This is a genomic window from Massilia genomosp. 1 (assembly GCF_011682185.1).
GTDB classification, from domain to species: Bacteria; Pseudomonadota; Gammaproteobacteria; order Burkholderiales; family Burkholderiaceae_D; genus Telluria_A; species Telluria_A rubra.
Genome location: NZ_WHJF01000014.1, coordinates 49,119 through 67,370, shown reverse-complemented (window position 1 = coordinate 67,370; position 18,252 = coordinate 49,119). Strand labels below are relative to the sequence as shown.

Here is an 18,252-nt window from a genome sequence, read left to right as displayed (position 1 = left end):
CCCCGCCTGCGCGGGGGCGACGAGAGTGCGGGGAGCACGTGGCGTATTAGAACAAGTCGGCGTCGAGCGCCATCAGGTTGGCCGAGCCGGAACGGGCCTGGCGGATCAGCATGGCCGTTTCAGGCTGCAGGCGCGCAAAGTAGAAGCGCGCCGTGGCCAGCTTGGCTTTGTAGAAGTTGTCGCCCGAGTCTTCCTTGGCCAGCGCGATCTTCGCCATCTGCGCGAAGAAGTAGCTGTAGATCAGGTGACCGACAACGCGCAGGTAAGGAACCGCCGCCGCGCCCACTTCATCGGGATTCTGGAACGCCTTCATGCCGATTTCCATGGTCAGCTTGGTGACCTTGTCGCCCAGGTCGCCCAGCGGCGTGATGAACTCCGACAGCGCTTCATCGGTGCCGTTTTCTTCAACGAAGTTCTTGATCTTCTCGCCGAACTTGCGCAGCTTGGCGCCGTTGTCCATCAGGACCTTGCGGCCCAGCAGGTCGAGCGACTGGATCGTGTTGGTGCCTTCGTAAATCAGGTTGATGCGCGCGTCGCGCACGTACTGCTCCATGCCCCACTCGGAAATGTAACCGTGGCCGCCGTAGACCTGCATCGCTTCCGACGTGGCGATCCAGCCGTTGTCGGTAATGAAGGCCTTGATGACTGGCGTGAGCAGCGCAACTTCGTCGGCGGCATCCTTGCGCACTTGTTCGTCGGGGTGATGCAGTTCGCGGTCGATCTGCAGCGCGGCGTAGGACGTGAATGCGCGCGCGCCTTCGGCGTAGGCCTTGGCGGTGAGCAGCATGCGGCGCACGTCGGCATGCACGATAATCGGATCGGCTTGTTTGTCAGGCGCCTTGACGCCCGACAGGCTGCGCATCTGGATGCGGTCTTTGGCATACACCAGCGCGTTCTGGTACGCCACTTCGGTCAGGCCGAGCGACTGCATGCCCACGCCCAGGCGGGCCGCGTTCATGAACACGAACATGGCGTTGAGGCCCTTGTTCGGCTGGCCGATGATCCAGCCTTTGGCCCCGTCCAGGTTCATCTGGCAAGTCGAGTTACCGTGGATGCCCATTTTTTCTTCGATCGCGCCGCAGAAAATCGGATTGCGCTCGCCCAGGGTGCCGTCCGCGTTCGGCAGGAACTTCGGCACCAGGAACAGCGAGATGCCTTTCGAGCCTTCCGGTGCGTCCGGCACGCGCGCCAGCACCAGGTGCAGGATGTTTTCGGCGACGTCATGTTCGCCGGCCGAGATGAAAATCTTGGAACCGGTGATCAGCCACGAACCGTCGTCCTGCGGCAGCGCTTTCGAGCGCAGCATGCCCAGGTCGGTGCCGCAGTGCGCTTCGGTCAGGCACATGGTGCCGGTCCATTCGCCCGAGACCAGTTTCGGCAGGTAGGTTTTTTTCTGTTCTTCGGTGCCGTGCTCCAGCAGGCACTCGTAGGCGCCGTGCGACAGGCCAGGGTACATCGACCAGGCCTGGTTGGAGGAATTGAGCATTTCGTAGAACGAGTTGTTCAGCACGACCGGCAAGCCCTGGCCGCCGTATTCCGGGTCGCACGCGAGCGCTGCCCAGCCGCCGTCGACGTACTGCTTGTAGGCTTCCTTGAAGCCTTTTGGCGTGGTCACCGACTTGGTCGCCGCATCATAGTGGCAGCCTTCGCGATCGCCCGAGTGGTTCAGCGGGAACAGCACGTCCTGCGTGAACTTGGCACCCTCTTCCAGCACCTGGTTGATGATGTCGGCGTCGACATCTTCGAATTTCGGCAACTGCTTCAATTCGTCGGATACATTGAGGAACTCGTGCAGCACGAACTGCATATCCCGAATTGGCGCGACGTATTGACCCATGATTTTCTCCTGACGAACGTATGGTTGATGACCAGGCCAGCGACTGCTGGACCCGGCAAGGTGATGACTCGGTACTTGATTCGGTTACTGCGATTTGATTCGCTTATTGCGCTTGATTCTTGGACGGATTCTGGTAATTCATGATCAGGCGCTCGAAGCCGCTGCGCGCGCGATCGACGCTGCCCGGACGACGCAGGAATCGCGCATCGTGGTGCAGCGCCAGGATCAGGCCGTACATCTCGTAGACCATCTGCTTGGCGTCGGTATCGGGCTTGAGGTCGCCGCATTCGATGGTCTGCTCCACGCATCTTAGCAGTGCTCCCTGCCACGCACGCACCATCGACACCAGTTCTTCGCGAATCGGGCCCGGGCGGTCGTCGTATTCGACGGCGCCGCTGATATAGATGCAGCCGGAGGCGATCTCGACGCTGACGCGCTTGATCCAGCGGGCATTCATGGCCTTGAGGCGCGAAATGCCGCGCGCCTCCTTGACGCTCGGAAAAAACACTTCCTGCTCGAACCGGTGGTGGTAGAGCTTGAGCACTTCCATCTGCAAGTCTTCACGCGAACCGAAGTGCGCGAACACGCCAGACTTGCTCATGTTCATTTTGTCCGCGAGCAAACCGATCGTCAGCCCTTCAAGACCATCGCGGCTGGCGAGGTCGAGCGCGACGTCCAGGATGGCGGCCCGCGTGAGCTCGCCCTTGCGCATGAATTTGACTGAAGTGTTAATAGATGGTCCCGTTGGTAGTTAAAAATGCGACCCGTTGAATATAAATCCGAACGCTCGTACTATTATCCACTACAAAGCAAATGTCAAACGGGAACTTAGAGGTGGGGGTCTATTGCTGCGGCGCAGCAATAGATGCGATTTTGAACGATTATTGCCGCTACTGCGCTTATGTTGGGCGCATACCGTCATTGTCGCTGCCTCAAGTCATTGCCGCAGTCTCCCCGTCATGCCCGCAAGCCCTGGCTCGTCGTTCCCGCGCAGGCGGGAATCCAAGTTCATGCCGTCGTTACAGGCGGCTTGGCGAAATTGGATTCCCGCCTGCGCGGGAATGACGGGGGGGGGAGGCTGCGGGAATGACGGGGGAGGTTGCGGGAATGACGGGGGCTGCGGCTGCCGTTCAGCGCGGCCGCAGCTGTTCAGCAGCGGCGCTGCGTTAGCGGTACGGCAATGTGCCGCCGACCTGTCGCGTTTGTCAGGTCAAAAAACCAAGCCGAACGCCCTACTCCCCCGCCTTGCTGATCGCCCGCCGGTCGCGCTTGGTCGGCCGGCCCTTGATGGTGGTCCCCGGCTCACGGTACAGCTTGCGCGCCTCGGCTTCGTTCTCGCGCTTGCTCACGCTTTCCTCGGTTTCTTCATACAAGGTGCGCGCCACCGGCGCCCCACCCCGCACGTCCGAAATGCGCAGTACCCGCACTTCCCATGTGTCGGCGCCGTTGTCGATGAGGAGCTGGTCCTCCAGCTTGACCGTGCGCGCCGGCTTGATGCGCTCGCCATCGAGGCGCACCTTGCCCGTATCGACCGCGTCCGTCGCCAGCGAACGCGTCTTGAAAAAGCGCGCCGCCCATAACCATTTGTCTATTCGTACATTGTCCATCAGGCATATCCTATAGCGAAAATCCGCATCGCCATTTTATAGAAGAAATACGCCACCTCGTAGCCGCTGCGCCGTACCCATCCCACGTGCTCAAAATCTTCCTGGCAAATCATGACGCCCTCCGCAATCCCGCGCCGGATGTGCTCGCGCATGGTGCGGGCGAATGCGTGGTCTTTGACCACCACATTGGCTTCCTGGTTCAAGAACAGGGACAAGCCATCGCAATTGCTCGACCCGACCGTCGACCAGTCGTCGTCGACCACCGCCACCTTGGCGTGCAGCTGGGTCTTGCGGTATTCGTAGACTTCGACCCCGCTGTCGAGCAGCTTCGGATAGAACGAGCGCGCCACCATGTCCTGCAGCTTGATTTCGCCCACGCCGATCAGCAGCTTGACCTCGACGCCGCGCTCGGCCGCGATGGCCAGCGCCTTGCGAAATTTGTGTCCGGGGGCAAAGTAGGGATTGACCAGCAGAACGCTTTTCTTGGCGTGGCCGATGGCGTGCAGGTAAGCGCGCTGGATGGTGTGGCGGTTGCGCAGGCTGTCGCGCACCACGAAGGCGGCCTGCATCGGCTTGTCGCCTTCCTGCGCCTGGTCCTTGCGCATTTCGCGGAACAGGCCGATCCGCTTCATCAGCCCCAGATGGCCCACGCGCGCCCATTGGGCCTGCATTTCGTGGTGGATGGCCGCCACCAGCGGGCCGCGCACCTGCACCGCAAAGTCCCAGCGCGGCGCCGGCAGGCGCTTGCCGGGATCGTAATCGCAGTACCAGTCGTCGTTGACGTTAATGCCGCCGACAAAGCCCACCGCGCGGTCGACCACGACAATCTTGCGGTGGGTGCGGGTCACGCCGCGCTTGAACCAGGCATTGAAGGCGCGAAAACGCACGTTGGCGGCCGCAAAGGCCATGCCCAGGCGGGTCGATTGCGCATGCCCGGTGCCCCACCAGTCGGTGACCACGCGCACCTTCACGCCGCGCTCGCCAGCGCGACACAGGGCCTCGACCACCGAACGGCCGGTGGCGTCGTCGGCGAAGATGTAGGTTTCGAAGTAAATGTCGTACTGCGCCGCATCGATTGCCGCAATCAAGGCCGGGAAGAACTCCAGTCCGGTTTCAAGCAGGGTGATGTCGTTGTGGGCGGTGTAATGGACCGAGCGCATAGTGCTTCAGGTTGGTTGCAAAGCCTCAGGCGAGCTTGAGGTTGGCCACGATCGGGGCGTGATCGGATAATTTCGCCCATAAGGTACCATGCAAGACCTCGGCCGCGTCCACCTTGAAGCCGCGCACATAGATGCGGTCGAGGCGGAAAAACGGCAGCGCGGCGGGAAAGGTGCGCGCCGGCGTGACCGGTTTTTCGCGCCCAGAAAAGCTGCGCACCAGGTCGCCAAGGCGGGAACGCGCACCCAGTTCGTCGAACACTTCGACCACGCCCAGCTCACTGCGCAGCTTGTCGCTGAGGTTGTTGCGCCAGTCGTTGAAGTCGCCCGCGATGATGACCGGCTCGCCATTCGGCGCCGATGCCTTCACGCAATCGATCAGCGCCTGCGTCTGCCGTCCGCGCCCCGATTCGAACAGGCCCAGGTGGACCACGTAGCAATGCACCTGGCATTCGGGCGTATCGAGGATGCAGTGCAGGATGCCGCGCTGTTCGTAGGCATGGTCCGACACGTCATGGTTGTGCGTGCCGCCGATGGGATACGCCGACAGCAAGGCGTTGCCGTGGTGACCGTGATCGTAGACGGCGTTCATGCCGTAGGCCGAATGATGCGAGTCGCCCGCGAAATATTCGTGCTGGGCACGCTCGGGCCAATGGCGGTGTCCCCGGCTCTCGTCGCCGAACTTGGCCGAATTGCGGTCGTGCTTGCCCTGGACTTCCTGCAGGAACACGACATCCGCATCGAATTGGGCAATGGCCTTTTTCAGGGCCAGCACGCGTGGTGTGCTCCGGATGGAGGACACGCCTTTGTGGATATTATAGGTAGCGACACGAATCTTCATGGGAACATTCTAACCCCTTCGGTGAATGTTTTTCAGAAGAAACTCTATCGTGCGCACGCGCTGCGCGCTCACAGCGGATGGACGGCGCAGAATTCGCCCAGATAATCGAGCAAGGCGCGCACCCGCACTGGAGGCGATGGCGACGAACAGGGGCAGGTCGTCGAGCAGCATGATGTCGTTTTTGGAATGAGAGATTGATGTTGTCGCTCTGGTGTAGCAATTCGCAATTGATTAGGCTGATCAACTTCTGGAACTTCGAGGCGAACTACATGTCCAACCAATTCAAGAATAGATGTTAATCTTCGCGCAATATTTCACATGGAAAGGCAGCGATGAACCATTTCAAAACATGCATGCTGGTCCTGTTGGCGTTTGCCGCGCAAGCATCGGCACAGGACGTTCTATTGGCAGGAAAGGCGCAGCGCGTGGTCTTGCTGGCCTATGGTACGGAGGAATGCCCCGATCCCTGCGTCGCGCGCGCGCCCCAATCGGATGGAAGGCAATGGGTTTGCATCAACAACGGCGGTGGCTGCGAGCGCATGGACGTCGAGGTGAAACAGGTTTTACTGGGCGAGGCCGGCGCCACACGCAGGGTGTTCAAGAAAGGCATTGGGGAATGGGGGCCAAGTTTCACCGACTGGCGTGGTGAAGTCGTTGTCAACCAGGAAGGCGACCGGATTTCATGGTCGCCCGCGCACCTGCGGGGCGGCAAGACCTACATCGAGTCGAAGAAACTGCGCAGCATCCGCAACGTGAAGACAAGCGATCTGGGGCCGGACGCCGATGACCTGGTCGCGCTCGACGCGGTGCTCGACCGGGTAAGCCAGGCGGACGCCCGACAACAGCGCCGCAGCATCGGCAAGGAATAGCGCCAGCGCGGATAGCGCCAGCGGGTCTATTTGCGCAGCACCCTGGCCAGCACGCTTTGCTCCAGCGCGGCGAACGCGGCCGTGCCGCGCCGGCCCGAACGCGGCAAGTCCACGTGCAGGTCCAGGCTGATGCGCCCGTCCTCGACCAGCAGCACGCGGTCGGCCAGGACCAGCGCTTCCTGCACATCGTGCTTAACGAGCACGGCGGTGAAACCGCGCGCCAGCCACAGCGATTCGATCAGTTGCTGCATCTCGATGCGGGTCAGGGCGTCGAGCGCGCCCAGCGGTTCATCGAGCAGCAACAATTGCGGCTCGTGTACCAATGCGCGCGCCAGGGCCACGCGCTGACGCTGGCCGCCGGACAATTCGGTCGGCCAGTCGCCAGAGCGCGGCGCCAGGCCGACCGTGTCCAGCGCGGCGGCGGCGCGTTCGCGCGAACCCGGCAAACCCAGCGCCACGTTCTCCAGCACGCTCTTCCACGGCAACAGGCGCGCTTCCTGGAACATGATGCGCACGTCCGGATCGCGGCGCCCATCGCCGATGCGGATCTGGCCGGCGTCCAGGGTTTCGAGTTGGGCAATGGTGCGCAGCAAGGTGCTTTTGCCGCAACCGCTGCGTCCGATCACGGCGACGAACTCGCCGGGCGCCAGATCCAGGTCGATTCCGCCCAGCACTGCGCGTCCGGCATAGCTTTTCGTCACGCCGCGCAAGGACACGCCCACGCCATGCTGGCCCAGCGCGGCGGCGGCGCCGACCGTGCTTTCCTCGATCCGATTGATTTGCATGCTCTATCCCGATACTTATTCCGATGGTGATCAGCGGTACGCCGGATTCCAGCGCAAGAAGTGCTTTTCCAAACCGCGCGACAACAGATCGGCGGCCTTGCCCAGCAGGGCGTACAGCAAAATGCCCACCAACACGACGTCGGTTTGCAGGAATTCGCGCGCATTCATGGTCATGTAGCCGATACCGGCTTGGGCCGAAATGGTTTCCGCCACGATCAAGAGCACCCACACCAGCCCCAGCGAAAAGCGCACGCCCACCAGGATCGACGGCAGCGCCGCCGGCAAGATCACATCGCGGTACAGCGGCCAGCCCGACAAACCATCGCTGCGCGCCATCTCGATCAGCCCCTGGTCGGCCGAGCGGATGCCATGAAAGGTATTGAGGTACACCGGAAAAAACACCCCGATCGCCAGCAGGAACAGCTTGGCCGTCTCGTCGATGCCGAACCACAGGATGACAAGGGGAATCAGGGCCAGCGCCGGAATGTTGCGGATCATTTGCAAGGTGGTGTCGAGCAAGGTTTCAGCCCGCTTGACGCTGCCATTGAGCAACCCCAGCAATAAGCCTAGTCCGGCGCCGATGGCAAAACCGCTCACCGCACGCCACAGACTGGTGCGCAAGTGCTGCCACAGCTCGCCCGACACGGCCAGGGTCCAGAACGCCTTGGCCACGGCCCAAGGCTCCGGCAGGATGCGGCTCGACAGCCAGCCTGCCTGCGCCGCCACCTGCCAGGCCAGGATCAGCGCCACCGGCAGCGCCCACGGCGCCAGTGCCGATGGCCGCTGCCGGCCACGCAAGGCCAAGGCCAAGGCCGCGTCAGCGCCGGCCATGCTCAAGCCGCCTTCTTCGGCAGGATATCGCTGGCCATCATCTCGCCGAACGGCCCCGTGATCGATTGTTCGCCCGCTTGTTTTCCCTTGCCCAGCAGCGGGAACACCAGTTCGGCGAAGCGGTACGATTCTTCCAGGTGCGGATAGCCGGACAAGATGAAGGTCTCGATCCCCAGGTCCGCATATTCCTGCATGCGCGCGGCCACCGTTTCGGCGTCGCCCACCAGCGCGGTGCCGGCGCCCCCGCGCACGAGGCCTACGCCGGCCCACAGATTGGGCGACACCTCCAGCTTGTCGCGCCGGCCGCCGTGCAGGGCCGCCATGCGGCGCTGGCCGACCGAATCCATCTTCGCAAACGCCGCCTGCGCCTTGGCGATGACGTCGTCATCGAGATCGCTGATCAATTCGTCGGCCGCGCGCCACGCCGCCTCGTTCGTTTCGCGCACGATCACATGCAGGCGAATCCCGAAGCGCAAGGTGCGTCCATGTCTGGCGGCGCGCGCGCGAATATCGGCCAGCTTCTCGGCCACGGCGGCCGGCGGCTCGCCCCAGGTCAGGTACACGTCCATCTGCTCGGCCGCCAGTTCGTGCGCGGGCTCGGACGAACCGCCGAAATACAGCGGCGGATACGGCTTTTGCACCGGCGGATACAGGGTTTTTGCGCCCTTGACCTGCAAATGCCTGCCCTCGAAATCGTAACCGGCCGCGCCGCCCTCGCCCGCCATGGTGGCGCGCCAGATGCGGAAAAATTCATCCGAAATTTCATAACGTTTGCTGTGATCCGCAAACAGGCCGTCCGCTTCCAGTTCGCCCTGGTCGCCCCCGGTCACCACATTGATCAACAGGCGCCCGTTCGACAGGCGGTCGAAGGTGGATGCCATGCGCACCGCCAGTCCCGGCGTCGACAGGCCGGGACGGATCGCCACCAGGAACTTGAGCTTGTGCGTGACGGCCATCAGCGAGGAGGCCACCACCCAGGCGTCCTCGCAGGAACGCCCGGTTGGCAGAAGGACGCCATCGTAGCCGAGGGTATCGGCTGCAACGGCGACCTGGCGCAGATAGTCGGCATCGACACTGCGCGCACCCTTGCTGGTACCAAGATAGCGGCTATCGCCATGGGTGGGGATAAACCAGAACACATTCAACGACATGGCAATACTCCTGAATACATATCTTGAGCTTTTTCAGAGCTTGAACGCCAGCTGCGCATCCTTGACGACAATCGGTTTCGGAATCAGTTTGAGGTGGGCGAAAACATCGGCGATCTTCTGCTGCTCGCGAATGACTTCCGGCGTGACCGGCTTGACGCCATACGAATAGCGTTGCGCCGCCAGCTCCACGATGCTGCTTTCCAGGCCCGTCTGCGCCGCCAGGATGGCGGTGACGTCCTTGATGTTCTTGCTGCCCCACTCGTCGACCTTGGCCAGTTCCTCGATGACGATGCGGACAATCTCCGGCTGCGCCCCGGCATACGGGCGCGCCGCCAGGTAGAACTGGTGGCTCGACACCAGGCCGGTGCCATCGGCCAGCACGCGCGCGCCGAGCTGCTTTTCGGCGGCGGCCAGGAACGGGTCCCAGATCACCCACGCGTCCACCGCGCCGCGCTCGAACGAGGCGCGCGCGTCGGCCGGCGGCAGGAACACGGTTTGCACATCCTTGTAGTCGATGCCGGCCTTTTCCAGCGCCCGCACCAGCAGGTAATGCACGTTCGAGCCTTTGTTGAGGGCGATCTTCTTGCCCTTCAAATCGGCCAGCGTGCGGATCGTCGACCCCTTGGGCACCACGATCGCTTCCGACCCTGGCGACGGCGGCTCGTTGCCCACGTAGACCAGGTTGGCCCCCGCTGCCTGCGCGAAGATCGGCGGCGCTTCGCCCACCGTGCCGAAGTCGATACTGCCGACATTGAGGCCCTCGAGCAGTACCGGGCCGGCCGGGAACTCGGTCCACTTGACCGTCACGCCCTTGGCGGCCAGGCGCTTTTCCAGCGTCCCGCGCCCTTTGAGCAAGGTGAGCGTGCCGTATTTCTGGTAACCGATGCGCACCTCCTTCGCGCTTTGCGCACTGGCGGCGCCGGGCAAGGTGCCGGCCACGGCGGCGGCGAACAGCATTCCCAGGGTGCGGCGGCGCGCGCTGCGTTGTTCCAGATGCGAAGTCATGATGCTCTCTCTTTTGAATGGTCAGGCGGCCAGGGAATGGCGGGCGTGCTGCGCTTGCTGACGGCGCTGCGGCAGCGCGAACAGCTCGGACGAGAGCTGCTCCACACCGCGCGCCACACGCGCCGCAATCGGCGCATCAAGGCTCAAGCCGGTGGCGGCGTTCCAGCGCAACTGGTCGGAGGTGGAATAAATCCCCGGCAGGATGAAGCGCGCCGAGAGCGACGCCAGCACCGGCCGCAAGGCGTAATCGAGCACCAGCATGTGCGACTGGCTGCCGCCGGTAGCCAGCGGCAGCACCAGCTTGCCGTCCAGGCCATCTTGCGGCAGCAGGTCGAGGAAGGCTTTCAGGATGCCCGTGCAAGAGGCCTTGTACACCGGCGTGGCGATGACGATGGCGTCGGCGCCCTGCAGCAGCGCCGTGGTCCGCACGATGGCCGGATCGTCGAAGCTCGCATGCAGCAGCGCCTGCGCCGGCAAATCGCGCACCTGGAGTGTGTGGCAGCGATGGCCATGCAGGGCGAGCTTGTCGCCCACGTGCTGCAGCAGCCTGGCGCCGCTCGACGATACCGACGGGCTCCCGCCCAGCAAAAGTACACTCATGATTTTTCCGATCCGGTGTGAGGTCAAACAAACGAATGGACACAGGCTACGGCCCACACGCGCAAATCGGAACGAATGCTTTTGCGCTTCGATATGCGCTTTTCGTTCCATCGGTTTTCGCATAAGGAAGGGCGGATATCTTCGTTCACGCCGCCCCATCCCCGGTGCAATACTGGCCTCCTCGACTGTCCATCAAGGCTTGTTCCATCATGTCAGCCACCCTGTTCCGCCCCGCTTCCGATACCACCGCCGGTGTTCCCGCCAGCGATCCGCTGGGGGTCGCCAGCGCCCTCGCCGGGCGCCTTGCCGCAAGCGCGGTGCAGCGCGACCGCGACGGCGGCCACGCGGCCCAAGAACGCGAATGGATCCGCGCATCGGGTTTGCTGACCTTGTCGATCCCCACCGAATTCGGCGGCCAGGGCGCCCCGTGGCCTGTCGTGTACGAGGCAATCCGCATCCTGGCGCGCGCCGACAGCGCGCTGGCCCACGTGTTCGGCTTCCATCACCTGCAACTGGCCGGGATTCGCCTGTACGGCAGCGCGCAGCAACAGCGCCACCTCTTGACAGCTACCTCCGAACAGGGCCTGTTCTGGGGTAATGCCTTGAATCCCCTCGACCAGCGCACCACGGCGCGGCGCGGCGCCGACGGCTTTACCCTTGATGGCGTCAAGAGCTTTTCATCGGGCTCGGTCGGTTCCGACTGGCTGACCGTGTCGGCCTGGGACGCCGCCGCCGGCGAAGCGCTGATCGGCGTGCTGCCGACCGCGCAGGCGGGCGTGCGCGTGCAGGCCGACTGGGACGCCTTCGGCCAGAAGCAGACCGACAGCGGCAACGTCCACTTCGACCAGGTGTACCTGCCGGCGCAGTACGTGCTGCAAGCGCCCGGCCAGGCCCCCACCGCGCAAGCGACCCTGCGCTCGCAGGTGGCGCAGCTGATCATGGCCAATCTGTACCTGGGCATCGCCAGCGGCGCCTTCGATAGCGCCCGCGAGTACACGCGCGAGCAGTCGCGCCCGTGGTTCGCGTCCGGCGTGGACAGCGCTGCCGACGACCCGCTCATCCAGCACCGCTACGGCCAACTGTGGCTGCTGCTGCGCCCCGCGCAGGTGCTGGCCGACCACGCGGCCCATGAGCTGGAACGCGCCTTTAACAAGGGCGCCCTGCTCAGCGCGCGCGAACGCGGCGAAGTGGCGGTCGCCGTGGCCGAAGCGAAAGCCCTGTCGCACCGCGCCGGCATCGAAATCAGCAGCCAGATGTTCGAGCTGACCGGCGCGCGCGCCACCTCGGCCAAATTCGGCTACGACCGTTTCTGGCGCAACGTGCGCGTACACACCCTGCACGACCCGATCGACTACAAGCTGCGCGACCTTGGACGCTATGTCCTCGACGGCAGCGTTCCCGAACCGACCGCCTATTCCTGACACCATGAGCACGCACACCACTCCCGCCGAACCGTTGATCCGCATCGACGGCGCCAGCAAATCCTTCGCCCTGCCGCGCGGCGGCACGTTCGACGCCGTCAAGAGCGTCACTCTCACCGTCGACAAGGGCGACGTGTTTGGCCTGATCGGCAAAAGCGGCGCCGGCAAGTCGACCTTGCTACGCCTGATTAACCTGCTCGAACGCCCCGACCGAGGCGCCATCACCGTGGCCGGGCGCGAACTGACCGCGCTCGGCAAGCGCGAACTGCGCGACGCGCGCCAGAACATCGGCATGATTTTCCAGCAGTTCAACCTGCTGCAAAACGCCAACGTGTACGAGAACGTCGCCTTCCCGCTGCGCATCCACGGCACCCTGAACGCGCCGCGCCTGGCCGCGCGCGTGCTCGAATGCCTGGAGCTGGTCGGTCTGGCCGACAAGGCCGAGAACTATCCGGCCCAGCTCTCCGGCGGCCAGAAGCAGCGCGCCGCCATCGCCCGCGCGCTGGCCAGCCGGCCCGACGTGCTGCTGTGCGACGAGCCGACATCCGCGCTGGACGCCGAAACCACCCGCTCGCTGCTCGACACCCTGCGCGACATCAATGTGCGCCTGGGCGTGACCATCGTCATCGTCAGCCATGAGCTGTCGGTGCTGGGCGCCATCTGCAACCGGGTCGCGGTGATCGAAGACGGCGCCCTGGCCGAACAATTCGCGCTGGCCGACACCAGCAGCGCGCGCATCACCGCGCTGGGGCGCGAACTGGCCTACTACGGCAGCGAAGGTTTCGCCGCCAGCGCATGGAAAGGAGTCGAACATGTTTGACAATATCGTCACCCTGCTGCCCGAACTGTGGGTGGCGCTCGGCCAGACCATGACCATGCTGGCGATCGGCCTCACCGCCGCCGTGGTGCTGGGCGGCCCGCTCGGCGTCGTGCTGTTTCTGGTGGCCGACGGCCAGTCGCTGCAAAACCGCCCGCTCGCGCTGGTCCTCGGCTGGATCGTCAACACCGTGCGCTCCTTCCCCTTCATCATTTTGCTCGTCGCCTTGGTGCCGTTCACGCGCCTCATCGCCGGCACCTCGATCGGCCCGCTGGCGGCCGCCGTGCCGCTCTCGTTCGCGGCCATTCCCTACTTTGCGCGGCTGGTGGAACAAAACCTGCGCGATGTGCCGCGCGGCGTGATCGAAGCGGCGCACGCCATGGGCGCCTCCGAATTCCAGATCGTCACGCGCGTGCTGCTGGTGGAAGCGCGTTCCGGCCTGGTGCTGGCCCTGACCGTGCTGTCGATCAGCTTTTTATCGTATTCGGCGGTGGCCGGCGTGGTGGGCGGCGGCGGCATTGGCGACCTGGCGATCCGCTACGGCTACTACCGCTTCGAAACCGACATCATGCTCATCACCGTCGCCATCCTGGTGGTGCTGGTGCAGACCATCCAGTTCACCGGCACCCGCATTGCGCGCCGCATCGACCAGCGCTAATTGACTCACTTTATACAGGGGACACCATGTTCATTGCACGCCGTACCATTCTTGCCGCCATCGCCGGCCTCGCCATAGCGACCTCCGCCAGCGCCGCCAAGGACCCGAAAGAAATCGTCATCGGCACCAGCGCCGGCCCGTACGCGGACCAGATCAAGCTGGGGATCAAACCGATCCTCGAAAAACAGGGCTACAAGATCAAGCTGATCGAGTTCAACGATTACATCCAGCCCAACTTTGCGCTGGCCGAAGGCTCGCTCGACGCCAACGTGTTCCAGCACATCGTCTATTTGACCAAGTTCGCGACCGAGCACAAACTGGCGCTGACCGACCTGGTGACCATTCCGACCGCGCCGATCGCCATCTACAGCAAGACGCACAAATCGCTGGCCGACGTCAAGGACGGCAGCACGGTGGCGCTGCCGAACGACCCGACCAACCAGGCACGCGCGCTGGTGCTGCTCGACCAACTGGGCTGGATCAAGCTGCGCGACAAATTCGACCCGGTGCGCGCGTCGGAAAAAGACATCGCCAGCTACCAGAAGAAAATCAAACTGGTGCCGCTGGAAGCGGCCCAGCTTCCGCGCTCGCTGCAAGACGTGGACTACTCGTTTGTGAACGGGAACTATGCACTGGCATCGGGCCTGAAACTGACGGAAGCGCTGATCACCGAAAAAATCTCGCCGAACTACATCAACCTGGTGGCGGTGCGCAGCGCCGACAAGCAAAAGCAGTTCGCCAAGGACCTGGCGGCGGCCTACCGCTCGCCCGAGTTCCTGGCGGTGACCAACAAGCATTTCGCCGGCTACGCCAAGACCGACTACCAATTGGCCCTGCAAGCGGCAGCCAAATAGCATGGCCAAGCCGATTCGCTTCAACGCGTTCCAGATGAACACCGTGGGCCACCAGTCGCCCGGGCTGTGGACCCACCCGCGCGACGACAGCCACCGCTACCTCGACGCCGACTACTGGGTCGAACTGGCGCAGCTGCTCGAAGCGGGTCGCTTCGACGCCATTTTCCTGGCCGATGTGCTGGGCGTGTACGACGTGTACCAGGGCAGCGCCGACACGGCGCTACGCCACGCGGTGCAGGCGCCGTTGAACGATCCGCTGGCACTGGCGCCAATCATCGCCGGCGCCACGCGTCACCTGGGAATCGGCGTCACGGCCGCCCTGACGTACGAACATCCGTACACCTTTGCGCGTCGCATCTCGACCCTGGACCATCTGACGCGCGGGCGCATCGGCTGGAACATCGTGACGGGTTATCTCGACAGCGCGGCGCGCAACCTGGGCCTGCAACAGCAGCTGGCCCACGACGAACGCTACGACCTGGCCGACGAATACCTGGACGTGGTCTACAAGCTGTGGGAGAAAAGCTGGGAAGACGACGCCGTGGTGCGCGACAAGGCGCGCGGCGTGTATGCCGACCCGGATAAAGTCCACCCGATCAACCATGAAGGCCGCCACTACAAGGTACACGGCATCCACCTGTGCGAACCATCGCCGCAGCGCACGCCCTTTTTGTACCAGGCCGGCGCCTCGCCGCGCGGCATGGCGTTCGCGGCGCGCCACGCGGAAGCGACCTTTGTCAGCGGCCCGAGCATCAAGGTGGTCAAGCGCTACGTGGACGACACGCGCGCCGCCGTACGCGCCGCCGGCCGCGATGGCGACGCCTTGCTGGTCTACGCGCAGGCGCTGATCGTCACCGCGCCCACCTCCGACGAAGCGCGCGCCAAATACGAGGACTACCAGCGCCATGTGAATATCGATGCCGCCCTGGCCTTGCTGTCCGGCTGGACCGGCGTCGACTTCAGCCGCATCCCGCTCGACGCCACCATCGACTATATCGAGACCGAAGCCGGCCGCTCCGCCCTCGCCTCGCTCAGCGCGGCCGACCCGTCGCGCACATGGACGGTGCGCGAAGCGGCCCGTTTCATCGGCCTCGGAGGACGCGGCCCGATCCTGGTCGGCTCGCCAGGCGAAGTGGCAGACCAGCTCGAAACATGGATGGACCAAACCGGCGTCGATGGCTTCAACCTCGCCTTTGCCATCTCCCATGAAACCATGCGCGACGTCGTCGAGCTGGTCGTGCCGGAGCTGCAGCGCCGTGGCCGCTACCGCAGCAACGGCGACAGCGTCGGCGCCACCCTGCGCCACCAATTGACCGGCAAGGGCGCGCGCCTGCCGGCCAGCCACCACGGCCGCCAGGTCCGTATCGATCCGCCGCTTCAGTCGGCTGCCTGACCCACTTCAAGGACTCCATGAAACGCCGCGACCTCCTGCAACTTGCCGCCCTGTCGGTCCTTCCCGGTGTCGCCAGCGCAGCGCCGGCAGCAACCGCGCGCTCGAATACCTGAACGCCAACAGCATCGACATCGGTTCGAGCGCCGGCCTGGCCGCCCTGCTGGCCAAGGCCAACGGCAATCCGATCCGCGCGCCGTACATCTTTTCGCGTCCCGAGTGGACCGCGCTGGTAGTGCGCAAGGACTCGCCGATCCGCACCCTGGCCGACCTGAAAGGCAAGAAGGTCGCCGCCACCAAGGGCACCGATCCCTACCTGTTCCTGCTGCGCGCGCTCAAGACGGCGGGCCTGAAGCGCAGCGACATCGAACACGTCGGCTTGCAGCACGCTGACGGGCGCGCGGCGCTGGAACAGGGCCGGGTCGATGCCTGGGCCGGGCTCGATCGGCACATGGCGGCGAGCGAACTGGAAGGCGGCTCGCGCCTCATTTACCGCAACGTGGCCTTCAACACCTATGGCTTCCTGAATGTGCGCGACGACTTGTTGGCGACGCGCCCGCACGAGACGGCGCGCGTCATCAAAGCCTATGAACGCGCCCGCAAATGGGTCGGTGCCAACCAGACCGAGGCCGCCCGCATCCTGGCCGAAGAAGCCAGGGTATCGCTGCCGGTGGCGCTGTTGCAGATCAAGCTGCGCAGCGACTTCAGCAACCCGCAGCCATCGGCCGAACATGTGAAGGCGCTGCAACTGGCGGCCCCGATCCTGCGCGACGAAGCGCTGGCCAAGCCGGGCACGGACCTCGACAAAGTCATCGCGGACCTGGTCGACACGCGCTTCGCACAAGCGTTCATTGCGCGCGCATACGCCATGACCACCCGTTCCCTCGACCTGCCGGTACCGGCGCGCGGACCGGCCCTGCGCATGCCGCTCGGCCTGGTGGCGCCGGGCGCCCTGCTGCTGGCCGCCGAAGCGGGTGCGCGCAGCGGCCTCATTCCCGCCAACCTGCTGCCGGCGCCGAGCGAGATCCTGCGCACCCTGCTCTACCTGGCGCAGAACGGGCTGGCCGCGCATGTGGCGGCCAGCAGTGTACGCGTACTGGCCGGTTTTGCGGCCGGCGCCAGCCTCGCGGTGGTGCTGGGCGCGGCGGTGGCGTTGAGCAGGCGCACCGAAGCGCTGCTCGATCCGACCTTCCAGGCGCTGCGCGCGATTCCCTCGCTGGCCTGGGTGCCCTTGCTGCTGCTGTGGTTCGGCATCGACGAGCTGCCCAAGCTGGTGCTGATCGCAATCGGCGCCGTTTTCCCGGTCTACATGGGCGTCGTCTCCGGCATTCGCGGTGTCGACCGCAAGCTGGTCGAGGTGGCGCGGCTGTACCAGCTAGGCCGGGTAGCGCTGGCGCGCCGGGTCTTGCTGCCTGCCGCGCTGCCGGCCTTGATGACGGGCCTGCGCAATGGCCTCTCCCTGGCGTGGATGTTCATGGTGGCGGCCGAACTGATCGCCGCCAGCAAAGGCCTCGGCTACCTGCTCTCGGACGGACGCGAAACCAGCCGCGCCGACATCGTCCTCGCCGCCATCGTGCTGCTGGCGGTGCTGGGCAAAGCCAGCGACAGCGTGATGCAGCTGTTTGAAAAACATCTGCTGGCCTGGCGCGACAACCATGTCGAGCGGGACGCCGCATGACAGCACTGCTCGAGGTCCACATCGCCGACAAGCGCCACGGCGCACGCCAGGTGTTGCGCGACACGCGGCTGCGGCTGCACGCGGGCGACATCGTCAGCCTGATCGGCGCCAGCGGCTGCGGCAAGAGCACCCTGCTGTCGATCGCGGCGGGGCTGGACCGCGACTTTCGCGGCCAGGTGCTGCTCGATGGCGTGGCGCAGGCGGGCGTGCGGCGCGACATCGGCGTGATCTTCCAGGAACCGCGCCTGTTCCCCTGGCTGACGGTGGGCCAGAACATCGCCTTCGGCCAGGGAGCGGGCGCGGGCAACGCCGCCGCGGTGGAACGCCTGTTGGACGAAGTGGGACTGGAAGGCTATGCCGGCGCGCTGCCCAAGCAGCTCTCGGGCGGGCAGGCGCAGCGCGTGGCGATCGCGCGCGGCCTGTTCACGCGCCCGCGCGTGCTGCTGCTGGACGAACCGTTTTCGGCGGTCGATGCGTTTACCCGCATGAAGCTGCAGCATTTGCTGATGCGCGTGGCGCGCGAACATGCGCTCACACTGCTGCTGGTCACGCACGACATCGACGAAGCGCTGTACCTGAGCGACCGCGTGCTGCTGCTCGACGTCGCCGCTGGCCCGGTGGCGGCTGAATTTGCGGTGCCGCTGGCGCGCCCGCGCGTGCGCGGCGACAGCGCCCAAGCGGCGCTCAAGGCGGCGATACTGCACCGCCTGGAAGCGGCGCACATGATCTGAGTAATGCGCTGAGTAATGCG

Annotated in this window: 19 protein-coding genes and 1 pseudogene; 9 read left to right on the top strand and 11 right to left on the bottom strand. The window is 64.7% G+C overall.

From position 1 onward, the window contains the following. Positions 1–46: 46 nt before the first annotated feature. The 6 genes from F1735_RS07770 to F1735_RS07745 all read right to left on the bottom strand — a co-directional run bounded on the left by F1735_RS07770 (position 47) and on the right by F1735_RS07745 (position 5,613). Positions 47–1,837 carry an acyl-CoA dehydrogenase C-terminal domain-containing protein gene (locus F1735_RS07770; RefSeq protein ID WP_167236396.1) on the bottom strand — a complete coding sequence of 597 codons (1,791 nt, stop codon included), beginning with the start codon at positions 1,835–1,837 and terminating at the stop codon, positions 47–49. Between the two features lie 103 nt (positions 1,838–1,940). Then, positions 1,941–2,549 (bottom strand): TetR/AcrR family transcriptional regulator, encoded by a 609-nt coding sequence (locus F1735_RS07765; RefSeq protein WP_167236395.1) that lies wholly within the window; start codon positions 2,547–2,549, stop codon positions 1,941–1,943. A gap of 520 nt (positions 2,550–3,069) precedes the next feature. Further along, the gene (locus F1735_RS07760; RefSeq protein ID WP_167236394.1) at positions 3,070–3,444 is read right to left on the bottom strand and encodes an RNA-binding S4 domain-containing protein; all 375 of its coding nucleotides are present in this window, start codon (positions 3,442–3,444) and stop codon (positions 3,070–3,072) included. Beyond that, complete coding sequence (gene clsB, locus F1735_RS07755) at positions 3,444–4,604, bottom strand: cardiolipin synthase ClsB (protein WP_167236393.1); 1,161 nt, start codon at positions 4,602–4,604, stop codon at positions 3,444–3,446. Before clsB ends, F1735_RS07760 begins: the two co-directional genes overlap by 1 nt. A 25-nt stretch (positions 4,605–4,629) precedes the next feature. Next, on the bottom strand, positions 4,630–5,442 hold the full coding sequence (locus tag F1735_RS07750) for an endonuclease/exonuclease/phosphatase family protein (protein WP_167223713.1): 813 nt from the start codon (positions 5,440–5,442) through the stop codon (positions 4,630–4,632). A gap of 9 nt (positions 5,443–5,451) precedes the next feature. Beyond that, positions 5,452–5,613 (bottom strand): hypothetical protein, encoded by a 162-nt coding sequence (locus F1735_RS07745; protein ID WP_167236392.1) that lies wholly within the window; start codon positions 5,611–5,613, stop codon positions 5,452–5,454. A gap of 161 nt (positions 5,614–5,774) precedes the next feature. Between F1735_RS07745 and F1735_RS07740 the strand changes: the two genes are divergently transcribed. Then, positions 5,775–6,311, top strand: coding sequence for a hypothetical protein (locus F1735_RS07740; protein WP_167236391.1), 537 nt, complete (start codon positions 5,775–5,777; stop codon positions 6,309–6,311). A gap of 26 nt (positions 6,312–6,337) precedes the next feature. On the opposite strand, the gene F1735_RS07735 is transcribed toward F1735_RS07740, so the two are convergent. The 5 genes from F1735_RS07735 to ssuE are packed head-to-tail and all read right to left on the bottom strand — an operon-like array spanning position 6,338 to position 10,683. Beyond that, complete coding sequence (locus F1735_RS07735) at positions 6,338–7,096, bottom strand: ATP-binding cassette domain-containing protein (RefSeq protein WP_167236390.1); 759 nt, start codon at positions 7,094–7,096, stop codon at positions 6,338–6,340. Positions 7,097–7,126: 30 nt separating this feature from the next. Continuing rightward, positions 7,127–7,927, bottom strand: a complete 801-nt coding sequence (gene ssuC / locus F1735_RS07730; RefSeq protein WP_167236389.1) for an aliphatic sulfonate ABC transporter permease SsuC — start codon at positions 7,925–7,927, stop codon at positions 7,127–7,129. Positions 7,928–7,929: 2 nt separating this feature from the next. Continuing rightward, positions 7,930–9,078 carry an FMNH2-dependent alkanesulfonate monooxygenase gene (gene ssuD, locus F1735_RS07725; protein ID WP_167236388.1) on the bottom strand — a complete coding sequence of 383 codons (1,149 nt, stop codon included), beginning with the start codon at positions 9,076–9,078 and terminating at the stop codon, positions 7,930–7,932. A 33-nt stretch (positions 9,079–9,111) separates the two neighbouring features. Beyond that, positions 9,112–10,083: a sulfonate ABC transporter substrate-binding protein gene (locus tag F1735_RS07720; protein ID WP_167236387.1), complete on the bottom strand. Its 972-nt coding sequence runs from the start codon at positions 10,081–10,083 to the stop codon at positions 9,112–9,114. 21 nt (positions 10,084–10,104) lie between these two features. Beyond that, the gene (gene ssuE / locus F1735_RS07715) at positions 10,105–10,683 is read right to left on the bottom strand and encodes an NADPH-dependent FMN reductase (protein WP_167236386.1); all 579 of its coding nucleotides are present in this window, start codon (positions 10,681–10,683) and stop codon (positions 10,105–10,107) included. A 209-nt stretch (positions 10,684–10,892) separates the two neighbouring features. Here ssuE and F1735_RS07710 point away from each other — a divergent pair, with 209 nt between their 5' ends. From F1735_RS07710 to F1735_RS07675, 8 genes and pseudogenes are all read left to right on the top strand, one after another. Further along, positions 10,893–12,104, top strand: a complete 1,212-nt coding sequence (locus F1735_RS07710) for an acyl-CoA dehydrogenase family protein (protein WP_167236385.1) — start codon at positions 10,893–10,895, stop codon at positions 12,102–12,104. 4 nt (positions 12,105–12,108) lie between these two features. Then, positions 12,109–12,924 carry a methionine ABC transporter ATP-binding protein gene (locus F1735_RS07705; RefSeq protein WP_167236384.1) on the top strand — a complete coding sequence of 272 codons (816 nt, stop codon included), beginning with the start codon at positions 12,109–12,111 and terminating at the stop codon, positions 12,922–12,924. After that, on the top strand, positions 12,917–13,579 hold the full coding sequence (locus F1735_RS07700) for a methionine ABC transporter permease (protein WP_167236383.1): 663 nt from the start codon (positions 12,917–12,919) through the stop codon (positions 13,577–13,579). The genes F1735_RS07705 and F1735_RS07700 overlap by 8 nt, the downstream gene beginning before the upstream one ends. A gap of 26 nt (positions 13,580–13,605) precedes the next feature. After that, positions 13,606–14,433 carry a MetQ/NlpA family ABC transporter substrate-binding protein gene (locus F1735_RS07695; RefSeq protein ID WP_167236382.1) on the top strand — a complete coding sequence of 276 codons (828 nt, stop codon included), beginning with the start codon at positions 13,606–13,608 and terminating at the stop codon, positions 14,431–14,433. A 1-nt stretch (position 14,434) separates the two neighbouring features. Continuing rightward, a complete protein-coding gene (locus F1735_RS07690) occupies positions 14,435–15,826 on the top strand; it encodes an LLM class flavin-dependent oxidoreductase (RefSeq protein ID WP_167236381.1) in 1,392 nt (463 codons plus the stop codon). 79 nt (positions 15,827–15,905) lie between these two features. Further along, a pseudogene (locus F1735_RS07685) lies at positions 15,906–16,685 on the top strand (aliphatic sulfonate ABC transporter substrate-binding protein); the annotation flags it as partial. A gap of 6 nt (positions 16,686–16,691) precedes the next feature. Beyond that, complete coding sequence (locus F1735_RS07680; RefSeq protein WP_167236413.1) at positions 16,692–17,501, top strand: ABC transporter permease; 810 nt, start codon at positions 16,692–16,694, stop codon at positions 17,499–17,501. Continuing rightward, positions 17,498–18,232, top strand: coding sequence for an ABC transporter ATP-binding protein (locus F1735_RS07675; RefSeq protein ID WP_167236380.1), 735 nt, complete (start codon positions 17,498–17,500; stop codon positions 18,230–18,232). Before F1735_RS07680 ends, F1735_RS07675 begins: the two co-directional genes overlap by 4 nt. The last annotated feature ends 20 nt before the right edge of the window (positions 18,233–18,252 follow it).

Coding starts and splice junctions, on each gene's coding strand:
- ssuC (WP_167236389.1), bottom strand. CDS start 7,927: ATGGCCGGCGCTGACGCGGCCTTGGCCTTGGCCTTGCGTGGCCGGCAG.
- clsB (WP_167236393.1), bottom strand. CDS start 4,604: ATGCGCTCGGTCCATTACACCGCCCACAACGACATCACCCTGCTTGAA.
- F1735_RS07675 (WP_167236380.1), top strand. CDS start 17,498: ATGACAGCACTGCTCGAGGTCCACATCGCCGACAAGCGCCACGGCGCA.
- F1735_RS07745 (WP_167236392.1), bottom strand. CDS start 5,613: ATGCTGCTCGACGACCTGCCCCTGTTCGTCGCCATCGCCTCCAGTGCG.
- F1735_RS07740 (WP_167236391.1), top strand. CDS start 5,775: ATGAACCATTTCAAAACATGCATGCTGGTCCTGTTGGCGTTTGCCGCG.
- F1735_RS07695 (WP_167236382.1), top strand. CDS start 13,606: ATGTTCATTGCACGCCGTACCATTCTTGCCGCCATCGCCGGCCTCGCC.
- F1735_RS07700 (WP_167236383.1), top strand. CDS start 12,917: ATGTTTGACAATATCGTCACCCTGCTGCCCGAACTGTGGGTGGCGCTC.
- F1735_RS07710 (WP_167236385.1), top strand. CDS start 10,893: ATGTCAGCCACCCTGTTCCGCCCCGCTTCCGATACCACCGCCGGTGTT.
- F1735_RS07750 (WP_167223713.1), bottom strand. CDS start 5,442: ATGAAGATTCGTGTCGCTACCTATAATATCCACAAAGGCGTGTCCTCC.
- F1735_RS07770 (WP_167236396.1), bottom strand. CDS start 1,837: ATGGGTCAATACGTCGCGCCAATTCGGGATATGCAGTTCGTGCTGCAC.
- F1735_RS07705 (WP_167236384.1), top strand. CDS start 12,109: ATGAGCACGCACACCACTCCCGCCGAACCGTTGATCCGCATCGACGGC.
- F1735_RS07735 (WP_167236390.1), bottom strand. CDS start 7,096: ATGCAAATCAATCGGATCGAGGAAAGCACGGTCGGCGCCGCCGCCGCG.
- F1735_RS07720 (WP_167236387.1), bottom strand. CDS start 10,083: ATGACTTCGCATCTGGAACAACGCAGCGCGCGCCGCCGCACCCTGGGA.
- F1735_RS07680 (WP_167236413.1), top strand. CDS start 16,692: ATGACCACCCGTTCCCTCGACCTGCCGGTACCGGCGCGCGGACCGGCC.
- F1735_RS07690 (WP_167236381.1), top strand. CDS start 14,435: ATGGCCAAGCCGATTCGCTTCAACGCGTTCCAGATGAACACCGTGGGC.
- ssuE (WP_167236386.1), bottom strand. CDS start 10,683: ATGAGTGTACTTTTGCTGGGCGGGAGCCCGTCGGTATCGTCGAGCGGC.
- F1735_RS07765 (WP_167236395.1), bottom strand. CDS start 2,549: ATGCGCAAGGGCGAGCTCACGCGGGCCGCCATCCTGGACGTCGCGCTC.
- F1735_RS07760 (WP_167236394.1), bottom strand. CDS start 3,444: ATGGACAATGTACGAATAGACAAATGGTTATGGGCGGCGCGCTTTTTC.
- ssuD (WP_167236388.1), bottom strand. CDS start 9,078: ATGTCGTTGAATGTGTTCTGGTTTATCCCCACCCATGGCGATAGCCGC.